The following is a 9,662-nucleotide window of genomic DNA, read 5'->3' on the forward strand; positions in this document are numbered from 1 at the left end:
GCACAGGCCTGTGCCGACCTCGAAGCCAACTGCCGACCTCGCGGGGCTGCGCTCGGAGAGCAGCCACGGCGGCTCAGCCCGGGGCGTCCCCGGGCAAGGCCAGGAGCTGGGCGTGCAGGTCTTTCAGGTCCGTCGCGTACAGGTCGAACGTGTCGTCCGGGCCCGGTGCGTCGCCGTCGGGCCGGGGCACGTAGGCCGTGCGCAGGCCCGCGGCCGCGGCACCGCGCAGGTCCCAGGCGTGCGCGGCGACCAGGAACGGCGGGCCCGACGTCGCGGGCACGCTCCGCAGCGCCAGCTCGTAGATCCCCGGGGCCGGCTTGTACGTGCCGGCGTCCTCGGCGGACAGCACCCGGTGCCACCGCAGCCCGGCGTTCGCGCCGAGCCCGGCCAGGGCGCGGCGGCTCGCGTTCGAGAGGCCGAGCACCGCGAAGTCGGCGGCGAGCCGGTCGATGCCCGCCACCGTGTCCGGCCAGGGCTCCAGCCGTTCCGCGGCGTCGGCCAGCACTACGACGGCGTCGGGCTGGAGCAGGCCCTGACGGGCCAGGGCGTCCAGCGCCTCGCGATCGAGCTGATGGCTGGGCGCGAAGGGTCGCCGGCCCGCGATGATCGCCCGCTCCTGCGCGGCGACGTGGTCGAGCCAGCGCCCGACGACGTCGGCCGCGGCGTCGGACCCTGTGGCTTCGGCGACCTGCCGGCGCAGGCTCCCGGCCTGGTCCACGAGGGTGCCGAGCACGTCGAAGACGACGACCGGCCGGGCTGTCCGCTCCACTGCAGGCTGCATGGGCCCCACGCTAGCCGCCGACGTCGGCAGGCTCCTCGTGACGTCGGCAGTCTGCATCGAGGTCGGCACAGGCCTGTGCCGACCTCGATGCAAAGTGCCGACATCAAGGACGGACCGCCGAACCCGGCGAGGGCTACGGGGTGCTGCGCAGCCCCCGCAGGGTGTGCTCGAAGCTGCGGATGAAGCCCTCGCGGTGCTGCGGCTCGCTGGCGCGCGCGATGATGCCGCGCTCCCAGATCAGCACGTACACGTCGGCCGCGCTCAGGTCGGCCCGGATCGCGCCGGTCGCCTGGGCGTCGGCGAGGAACCCGCCGGCGACCTCGCTGGCGCGCTCGCACAGCGCCGTCAGCGCCCCGGAGCCGGGCTGGGTGCGCAGCAGCACGTCGTTGGCGGCGGGCTCGTCGAACGCGACCAGCCAGATGCGGCGCAGGTAGCCCTCGAACCGCTCGACGGGGTCCTCGATGGCGCCTACCTCGGTGATGATCCCTGCGATGCGCTCGGCGAACAGCTCCTCGACCACCGCGTCGATCAGGCCCTGCCGGCCCCCGAAGCGGTGGTAGATCGTGCCCTTGCTGACCCCCGCGGCCCGCGCCACCTCGTCCAGCGGGCTGTTCAGCCCGCCCGCGCGGAACACGTCGAGGGCGGCCAGCCGGATGCCCTCGACGTTGCGCTGTGCGTCGGCGCGGAGCCGCGGCGGGTCAGCGGTCACCGATCGGCCCCGGCTCCGGCGGCGGCGGGGGTGCCCACCGTCTCGTTCCAGCTGGTCTCCAGCGTCCGCAGGAACGACTCCACCGGCTGCGCGCCGGAGACCGCGTACTTGCCGGCGAACACGAAGAACGGCACGCCCTGGATCCCGTACTGCCGGGCCTGCTGGATGTCGGCCTCGACGGCGCCGGCGAACTCCTCGGAGGCGAGCGCCGCGAGGGCGGCGTCGCGGTCCAGGCCGACCTCGGCGGCCAGGTCGCCCAGCACCTGGTGGTCCGCGACGTTCAGGCCGTCGGTGAAGTAGGCCTTGAACAGCCGCTGGACCATCTCGTGCTGCTTGCCGTGGCCGGCCGCGAAGTGGCTGAGCTGGTGCGCGGTGCGCGTGCCGACGGCCTTCGCCTGCTCGAACCGGTAGTCCAGCCCGAGCTGGCGGCCGCGCTCCGAGATCTGCTCGTGCATGGCCGCGGCCTGCTCGCGCGGGAAGCCCTTCTCGGCCACCAGGAGGTCCATGAGGTCGATCGGGACGTCGCCGGTGAGCTGCGGCATCAGCAGGAAGCTGTGGTAGCGCACCTCGACCCGGTCGGAGTGCGGGAACTGCTCCAGGGCCTGCTCCAGGAGCGCGTCGCCCATGTAGCAGAACGGGCACATGACGTCGCTCCAGACGTCGATCACGAGCTTGTCGGCGGCCCGGCCGAACGCACCGGCCATCAGGAGCACACCCCGTCCACGGAGCAGACGCCGAACGCGTCGCCCGTGGGCAGGAGCTCGAACGGGGAGGAGGCGACCGGGGCGCCGTCGACGACGCCTGGGGTCACCTCCGCCGGGGTCTCGGCCACCGGGGTCGCCGCCGCGACCGTGTCACTCGTCTTCATGGTCAAGGACAGTAGGTCTAACTTGAACCCCCCGTCAACTTGGGCTACGGTCGCCGCCGTCGGGCAACTTGACCCGACCGTCAAGTAATCGGCTCCGGGAGGAACCCCATGAACACCATCGCGATCTTCGGTGCCGGACCCGGGCTGGGGCTGGCCCTCGCCCGCAGGTTCGGGCGGGAGGGCTACCGCGTCGCCCTCGTCGGCCGCACGCCGGCGACCCTCGACCGGCTCACCGCCACCCTCGCCGAGGAGGGTGTCGAGGCGGCCCGGTTCGTCGCAGACCTGCGCGACCTCGACCAGGTCGACGCGGCGCTCGCGGACATCCGCGCCCGCTTCGGGTCCATCGACGTCGTGGAGTACGCGCCCATCACCACCGAGGGGTTCGTCCCGGCCGCCGACCTCGACGTCGCCGGCCTGCAGCACCACACCGACCTGCTGCTGCGCACCCCCGTGCACCTGGTGCAGCGGGTGCTGCCGGACATGGTCGCGGCCGGCGACGGCGCGATCCTGGTCACCCACGGCGGCACGGCGGTCAGCCCCGCGCCGGGGCTGAGCGGCCTGGGCCCCGCCATGGCCGCGACCCGCAACTACCTCCACTCGCTGCACGGCGAGGTGGCCGGCAAGGGCGTCTACGTGGGCACCCTCGTGGTCAACGCGATGATCATCGGCAGCGCCGCCCACCAGCAGCTCGACGCGGACGCCGGTACCGGCTTCGAGCTGCCCGACGGCGTCGAGCTGCCCTCGGTGACCCCGGAGGAGCTCGCGGAGACCTACTGGCAGATGCTCCGCGACCGCGACCGGGTCGAGGCGGCCCGCCCCGAGGGCTTCAGCTTCGCGGACGCGTTCGCGACGGCGTAGCCGACGCCGCCGCGCGCGGCCGGGACCGCCCGGCGGCGGCTCAGCGGCCCGCGGTCACGGCCTGGGTCACGGGCGCCCAGGACAGCGCGCGCAGGCAGCCGGACCGGATGTCGTCGACGTGCGCGGCGAGCCTGGCCGGGGCGTCGCTGTTCAGCCCCTGCCGCACTGCGGTCAGGCCAGAGCCCAGGCGTAGGTGGAGTCCCCAGGTGAGGTGGGCGACGGCGTAGCCGAGGGCCGCGTGCGCCCGCAGGTTGGTGCCGGCCAGGGTGCTGAGGGTCTCGGCGTAGGCCTCCAGGACGGCGGGCTCGTCCAGCTCGCCGTGGCCGCCGAACGCCCGGTACATCGAGACGAACGTGCCGAGGTCGTAGCCGACCGGCCCCACGCCGACGTGCTCCCAGTCGATCAGCACGAGCGCGCCGTCGGCGTCCAGGCCCGCGTTGCGGGGCGTGAGGTCGCCGTGGACCAGCGTGGTCGGGATCTCGGCGGCACGTGCCGCGAGGTGCGGCGCGGCGTCCAGGCCGGCGTGCAGGGCGTCGACCTGCTCGGGGGTGAACAGCGTCCGCAGGCGCGGGTCGGCGGCCAGCGCCTCCAGGTTGTCGTGCCCCTCCGGCACGTGATGGGCGTACGCGGCGTACCCCGCCCGCTCCAGCCAGGGGGCGTCGAGCAGGCCGGGCTCGCCGTCCGCCGGCAGGTGCAGCAGCGCGGTGCGCTCGGCGGCCGTGATCGCGTTCGCCGGGGTCCAGCTCTGCTGCAGCACGGCGTCGACGTCGCGCATGATGATCCAGTCGAGGCCGTTGTGGCCGACCACGGTGACGTGCGGCGGCGTCGTCGTCCCCCGGGGGAGCAGGCCCGCCACGCCGCTCCGGAAGAAGTTGGCCTCGCGGTGGTCGAGCTGCTCGTCGCGCGACTGGAGCAGGGACTGCTGGCCCCAGCCGGGAACCTTGACGATCCACACCGACGGCTCCGTGTGCGGCACCGCGACGCAGACCCGCAGGACCGCCGCCCGGCTCAGCCCCTGGGACAGGTCGCGCACCGAGAGCACCCGGACCCCGCGGCCCCACGCACCCCCTTGGGACGCGAGCACGGTCTCGATCGTCTCGGCGTCCGGCAGGCGCTGGTCGGTCATCGTCTTCCCTCGATGTCGGGTAGGGGTCGCGGCTCCTCCTCAGGGATACCAGCCGTCACCCGGGCCACGCGAATGCTTTGCGTGATACCGGGGTCAGCCGGCCGGGCCAGGTCCCGGGAGGCCCGCGCCGTCGAGCACGGCCCGGCCGAGCGGCGTCACCTCGTGCACCACCCACCGCCCGTCCCGCACGGTCGTGATCAGCCCTGCCTGCCGCAGGATCGAGGTGTGGTGCGTGACCACGCTGGGGGCGATGCCGAGAGTGCGCCGCAGCCGGCCGGGCGTCGCACCGCGGGCCACGGCGCGCAGCACCTCGGCGCGGGTGCAGCCGAGCAGGGCCCCGAGACCGGCGACCCGCTCGTCGTCCGACGCCGGGCACCAGGACCTGGGCTCGTGCTCCACCGGGTACACGAGGACCGGCGCGAGCGCCTGGTCGGCCAGCGCCACCGGCGTCCGCCAGCAGTAGAAGGACGGCACGAGCGTCACGCCCCGGCCGTCCAGGTGCAGGTCCTTGTCGTTGGGGTACGGGAGCTGGAGCACGTTGCGCTCCCAGCGCGCGTGCGGCCCGAACGTGCCGCACAGCCCGTCGATCCCGTGCGCCAGCAGCGCCTGCGCCCGGCGGGCCCGGTCGGCGGCGACCGTCGGCTCCGACGTCGGTGCGTACGGCAGGACGAGGTCGGAGTGGTACGTGCGCAGCAGCTGCACCAGGAGCTGGCGCATGTCCCGGGCACCGGTCGCGAGCTGCACGATCCACCGCGGCGCCTGTCGGCCGCGGCCCCGGTAGGTCGCGCGCAGCTCGGTCTCCAGCCGGTCGCGAGGTGTCGCCAGGATCGCGTCGAGCCCGGCGTCGAGGCCGGCCCGCGCCTGCTCCGGGGTCAGGAAGTCCGGGAAGTAGCGCCGGCGCGGGGCGATCGCGCCGAGCATCGCGAGCATCGTGCGGTGCTTCCGGTCGCCCGCCCACGAGCGGGCCAGCGCGCGCCAGCCGTCGAACGCGAGGGCGCCCTCGCGCGTCTGCAGCTGGTGCAGGCTGAGCACGGTCTCCCACAGCGGGTCCACGTCGTCCGCCAGCCGCACGCGCCGCAGGTCCGGCTCCGTGAAGTGCAACCGCAACATGCCCGCCACCCCCGCGCCCTCTGCCGGCTCGCGGCCCCTCCGGGTCGCGACGAGGGGTCCGCCCCCTCATGAAGAGGGAGGGCGGACCCCCGGGTGAAATGACGTCGGCCTTGGCCGGCGTCGTCCCGCGTCAGCAGCGGATCGCGCTGCCACGGTCCTCCAGCAGGCTGTCCTTGACCCAGCCCTTGGCACCGGTGCGGTCGTCGCGCAGATAGGTCCAGGTCCCGCCCTTGCCGGGCTTGTAGCAGTGGTAGTCGGCCTTGTCCCTGGTCTGCAGCACGCCGAGCTTCGCGCACGCCGTGGACGGGCCGCTGCGCATGTTGGCCGGCTCCTTGGCGGTCGCCGCCCAGCTGCTGGAGTCGTCGTCGCCCTCCGTGTCGTTGCACGAGACCGAGGCGTCGGTCTCGTGTGCGATCGCCGCCTTCGCGGCCTGCGTGGTGACCGCGGGGTGGTCGTCGCCGGTCCCGGCCAGGGCCGAGGTCTGCGGTGCGAGCGCGAACAGGCCCAGCGCCGCGCCGATCGCGAGCACCCGCATGGTTGTCGTCCGGTACATGGTGAACTCCCTTGTCTCCGAGGCCACGGTCCGGTCGACCGCGACCCTTCGGAACCTAGGGACGAGCCCGGCCCGGTGGGGGCCGATTCGACGTGGCTGGAACGGTCGGGCGTTTTCGTTGCGGGCCGCGTGCGGCCGTTGTTAACCTCGCGCGCCGCGGCGGCCCGACGTCGGCTCAGCCGGCGAACAGCACCTCGACGCCCTGCCCCACGAGCTGCTCCACGACGGCGTCGTCCCGGGCCGCGTCGCTGATCACGCCGCTGACCTTCGCCCAGGGCAGCACCCGGTACCGCGAGGCGGTCCCGATCTTCTCCGCCGAGGCCAGGACGTAGGTGTCCGCGGCGCGCGCGGCGAGCGCCCGCTTCATCGCGGCCTCCTCCGCGTCGCCGGTGGTCAGGCCCGCCTCGGGGTGGACACCGGTGACGCCGAGCAGGCAGACCTCGGCGGAGACGTTCTGCGCGGCCTCGACCGCCGCGGCCCCGTAGGCGACCGCGGAGTGCTTGAAGACCCTGCCGCCGAGCAGGTAGACCTCGGCCGCAGGGTGGTCGAGCAGGGCGACGGCGATGGTCGGGCTGTGCGTGATCACGGTGCACGCGAGCTCCGGCGGGAGCGCTCGGGCCACGGCGAGGGCGGTGGTCCCGCCGTCGAGGATGAGCGCGCTGCCCGGTTGCACCAGCCCGGCGGCCACCGCGGCCACCCTTTGCTTGCTGTCCGGGGCGACGGCCTGCCGCGCCGCGTAGTCGACCACCGCCGGCGAGACCGGGAGCGCGCCGCCGTAGACCCGCTGGACCAGTCCCTCGGCCGCGAGGTCGCGGAGGTCGCGCCGCACGCTGTCCTCGGAGATCCCCAGGGCGGCGGCGACGTCCTTGGCGACGATCTTGCCCTCGCGAGCGAGTAGTCCGAGCAGGTGGTCCCGCCGTTCCGCAGCCAGCATCTCTTGTTCTCTCCCGTTGTTGCACGTTTCTGCATGTAATGTAGCAGCCGTGAACGACGAACCCCAGATGATCCTGATCGCCGGCCCCTACCGCTCCGGCACCGGCGGCGACCCGACCGCCATGGCCGCCAACCTCGCCCGCCTCGAGGCCGCCGCCTGGCCCGTCTTCGCCGCCGGCCACATCCCGATGATCGGGGAGTGGGTGGCGCTGCCCGTCCTGCGCGCCGCCGGCGCGGGTCCCACCGACCCCCTCGCCGACGAGGTCCTCTACCCGGCGGCCGAGCGCCTGCTCGCCCGCTGCGACGCCGTCCTCCGCCTGCCCGGCGACTCCGCCGGTGCCGACCAGGACGTCGCCATCGCCCGTCGCCGCGGGCTGCCCGTCTACCACGACGTGGCCGAGATCCCCCGCCGTGAGCCGCAGGTGATCGCATGACGGGCCGCCCCGGCGTCGACGTCCCCGACCATCGCGGCCGCACCGGTCTCGACCAGGCGGGACGCGACCTGGACCGCAACCCCGCGGTCGTGGTCCGCGACGTCGAGCTCACCTCGCAGGGCTGGCACGTCCTGCGCCGCACCACGCTCGACCACCGCCGCCGCGACGGGCGCTGGGAGACCCAGCAGCGCGAGACCTACGACCGCGGCAACGGTGCGGTCGTCCTGCCCTACGACGTCGAACGGGGCGTCGTGCTGCTCACCCGCCAGTTCCGCTATCCGGCCTACGTCAACGACCACCCCGACGGGATGCTCGTCGAGGCGGCCGCCGGGCTCCTCGACCTCGACGACCCCGTCACGGCCGTCCGGCGCGAGAGCGCCGAGGAGCTCGGCGTCACGCTCGGAGAGCTGGTCCACGTCCTGGACGCCTACATGAGCCCCGGCTCCGTGACCGAGCGCCTGCACTTCTTCGCCGCTCCGTACACCCCAGCCGACCGGACCGGCGCCGGCGGGGGCCTCGAGGAGGACGGCGAGGACATCGAGGTGCTGGAGGTCCCGTTCGCGGAAGCCCTCGCGATGGTCCGGGACGGCCGGATCGTCGACGGCAAGACCATCCTGCTCCTGCACTGGGCCGCCCTGGACGGCCCGTTCGCACCTGGGCCGGGTGAAACGGGGCCGGCAGGGGTTACGACGGGCGAAAGTGCTGCTTACGCTCGACGGACGTGAGCCACGAGGAGCGGCATGATCTCCGACGAATCAACCGTGATCGTCACCGGTGCGACGGGCGGCATCGGGCTGCAGACCGCTCGTGAGCTGGTGGGCCGGGTGCGGCACGTGATCGTCCAGGGGCCCGAGCCGGAGGAAAAGGTGCGCCCCGTGCTGCACGTCCTCACGGAGGGTGCCGCCAAGGTGGACTACGTGCCGTGCGACTTCGAGCGGCTCGCCGACGTCACCGCGGCGGCCCGCACCATGGCCGGGATCGCGGGCGGCCCGGTCGACGCCCTGATCAACAACGCCGGCATACCGGGGGCGACCACCCGGCAGGTCACGCCGGACGAGCACGAACGCACGCTCCAGGTGAACTTCCTGGCCATGGTGCTCCTCACCGAGGAGCTGATGCCGGCGCTCGCGGACGGCGCGCGGGTGGTCAACCTCGCGTCGGCCACGCACGAGATGACCGACCTCGACCTGGCGGACATCGAGCTGGAGCGCGGCTACGACGCCGTCCGGGCCTACGCCCGGTCCAAGCTCGCGATCATCCTGTACACGCGCTGGCTGGCGGGCCGGACCGACCGCGGCGTCACGCCCGTGAGCCTGAGCCCCGGTGTCATCAGCACCCCGCTGCTGCACGCGATGTTCAACATCGGCGGGGTGTCGGTCCGGCGCGGGGCGGGCAACGTGCTCGCCGCGCTCACCGGCCCGGCCCGGCCGGGCGACTACTTCGACGACGGCGCCCTGGTCGAGCCCAGCGCCCAGGCCCGGGACGCGCGGCTCGGCCGGGCGCTCATGGACTACGCCCTCGACGCGGTGCGGCCCCACCTGTCGTGAGCGCCGCGGCGGCATAGCCTGGTGCGGAACCTGACGGAAGGAAGCACCATGTCCCGCGTTCTGATCATCGGCGGCCACGGAAAGATCGCGCTCCGCCTCGCGCCCCTGCTCGTCGAGCGGGGTGACGAGGTCACCAGCGTCTTCCGCAACCCCGACCACCAGCAGGAGGTCGCGGCCACCGGTGCGACGGCGGTCGTCGCCGACGTCGAGCAGCTCGACACGGCCGGCCTGGCCGACCTCGTGAAGGGGCAGGACGCCGTGGTCTGGTCCGCGGGCGCGGGCGGCGGCAACCCCGCGCGCACCTACGCCGTCGACCGTGATGCGGCGATCCGGTCTATGGACGCCGCGCAGGCCGCCGGCGTCCGCCGCTACGTGATGGTGTCCTACCTGGGTGCGGGCCCCGGCCACGGCGTGCCCGAGGACAACTCGTTCTTCGCGTACGCGGAGTCCAAGACGGCGGCCGACGAGCACCTGCGCGGCACCGGGCTCGACTACACGATCCTGGCGCCGGGGCCGCTCACGATGGACGAGCCCACCGGGCTCATCGCCGTGGCCGACCCGGGCGACGGGCGCGTCGCGCGCGCCGACGTGGCGGGCGTGATCGCCGCCGTCCTGCTGGACGGCAGCACCGTGGGGCGGACCATCGAGTTCGGCAACGGCGACACGCCGATCGCCGAGGCGGTCGCGGGCTGAGCCGGCGGGGCGCCTCCTGCTGGGGCGCCCTCCCCTTCGAGGCCTAAGTT

13 protein-coding genes are annotated in these 9,662 nt (G+C 74.1%); 5 read left to right on the forward strand and 8 right to left on the reverse strand.

The window, feature by feature from the left end:
- Positions 1-73: 73 nt before the first annotated feature.
- The 4 genes from ACFU5G_RS26660 to ACFU5G_RS26675 form a co-directional block, all read right to left on the reverse strand.
- Positions 74-781, reverse strand: a complete 708-nt coding sequence (locus tag ACFU5G_RS26660; RefSeq protein ID WP_377251552.1) for a haloacid dehalogenase type II — start codon at positions 779-781, stop codon at positions 74-76.
- A 133-nt stretch (positions 782-914) separates the two neighbouring features.
- A complete protein-coding gene (locus ACFU5G_RS26665; protein ID WP_377251554.1) occupies positions 915-1,490 on the reverse strand; it encodes a TetR/AcrR family transcriptional regulator in 576 nt (191 codons plus the stop codon).
- Entirely contained in the window at positions 1,487-2,194 is a 708-nt protein-coding gene (locus tag ACFU5G_RS26670; RefSeq protein ID WP_377251556.1) for a DsbA family oxidoreductase, read from the reverse strand. The genes ACFU5G_RS26665 and ACFU5G_RS26670 overlap by 4 nt, the downstream gene beginning before the upstream one ends.
- The gene (locus ACFU5G_RS26675) at positions 2,194-2,358 is read right to left on the reverse strand and encodes a hypothetical protein (protein WP_377251558.1); all 165 of its coding nucleotides are present in this window, start codon (positions 2,356-2,358) and stop codon (positions 2,194-2,196) included. Before ACFU5G_RS26675 ends, ACFU5G_RS26670 begins: the two co-directional genes overlap by 1 nt.
- A gap of 108 nt (positions 2,359-2,466) precedes the next feature.
- Here ACFU5G_RS26675 and ACFU5G_RS26680 point away from each other — a divergent pair, with 108 nt between their 5' ends.
- Positions 2,467-3,216 carry an SDR family NAD(P)-dependent oxidoreductase gene (locus tag ACFU5G_RS26680; RefSeq protein WP_377251560.1) on the forward strand — a complete coding sequence of 250 codons (750 nt, stop codon included), beginning with the start codon at positions 2,467-2,469 and terminating at the stop codon, positions 3,214-3,216.
- A gap of 40 nt (positions 3,217-3,256) precedes the next feature.
- Here ACFU5G_RS26680 and ACFU5G_RS26685 read toward each other — a convergent pair whose 3' ends face one another.
- The 4 genes from ACFU5G_RS26685 to ACFU5G_RS26700 form a co-directional block, all read right to left on the reverse strand.
- Positions 3,257-4,342: a phosphotransferase gene (locus ACFU5G_RS26685; protein WP_377251562.1), complete on the reverse strand. Its 1,086-nt coding sequence runs from the start codon at positions 4,340-4,342 to the stop codon at positions 3,257-3,259.
- 93 nt (positions 4,343-4,435) lie between these two features.
- The gene (locus ACFU5G_RS26690; protein ID WP_377251564.1) at positions 4,436-5,452 is read right to left on the reverse strand and encodes an ArsR/SmtB family transcription factor; all 1,017 of its coding nucleotides are present in this window, start codon (positions 5,450-5,452) and stop codon (positions 4,436-4,438) included.
- A gap of 130 nt (positions 5,453-5,582) precedes the next feature.
- Positions 5,583-6,005 carry a hypothetical protein gene (locus ACFU5G_RS26695; protein WP_377251566.1) on the reverse strand — a complete coding sequence of 141 codons (423 nt, stop codon included), beginning with the start codon at positions 6,003-6,005 and terminating at the stop codon, positions 5,583-5,585.
- 175 nt (positions 6,006-6,180) lie between these two features.
- Positions 6,181-6,939, reverse strand: a complete 759-nt coding sequence (locus ACFU5G_RS26700; RefSeq protein WP_377251568.1) for a DeoR/GlpR family DNA-binding transcription regulator — start codon at positions 6,937-6,939, stop codon at positions 6,181-6,183.
- A gap of 49 nt (positions 6,940-6,988) precedes the next feature.
- Between ACFU5G_RS26700 and ACFU5G_RS26705 the strand changes: the two genes are divergently transcribed.
- From ACFU5G_RS26705 to ACFU5G_RS26720, 4 genes are read left to right on the forward strand one after another with little or no spacing between them, the layout of a single operon-like run.
- Entirely contained in the window at positions 6,989-7,372 is a 384-nt protein-coding gene (locus ACFU5G_RS26705; RefSeq protein WP_377251570.1) for a DUF4406 domain-containing protein, read from the forward strand.
- Positions 7,369-8,097, forward strand: coding sequence for an NUDIX domain-containing protein (locus tag ACFU5G_RS26710; RefSeq protein ID WP_377251572.1), 729 nt, complete (start codon positions 7,369-7,371; stop codon positions 8,095-8,097). The genes ACFU5G_RS26705 and ACFU5G_RS26710 overlap by 4 nt, the downstream gene beginning before the upstream one ends.
- Before the next feature lie 15 nt (positions 8,098-8,112).
- Positions 8,113-8,919, forward strand: coding sequence for an SDR family NAD(P)-dependent oxidoreductase (locus tag ACFU5G_RS26715; RefSeq protein WP_377251574.1), 807 nt, complete (start codon positions 8,113-8,115; stop codon positions 8,917-8,919).
- Between the two features lie 48 nt (positions 8,920-8,967).
- Positions 8,968-9,612, forward strand: coding sequence for an SDR family oxidoreductase (locus ACFU5G_RS26720; RefSeq protein WP_377251576.1), 645 nt, complete (start codon positions 8,968-8,970; stop codon positions 9,610-9,612).
- The last annotated feature ends 50 nt before the right edge of the window (positions 9,613-9,662 follow it).

The organism is Promicromonospora sp. NPDC057488 (genome assembly GCF_042802395.1).
Lineage (GTDB): Bacteria > Actinomycetota > Actinomycetes > Actinomycetales > Cellulomonadaceae > Promicromonospora.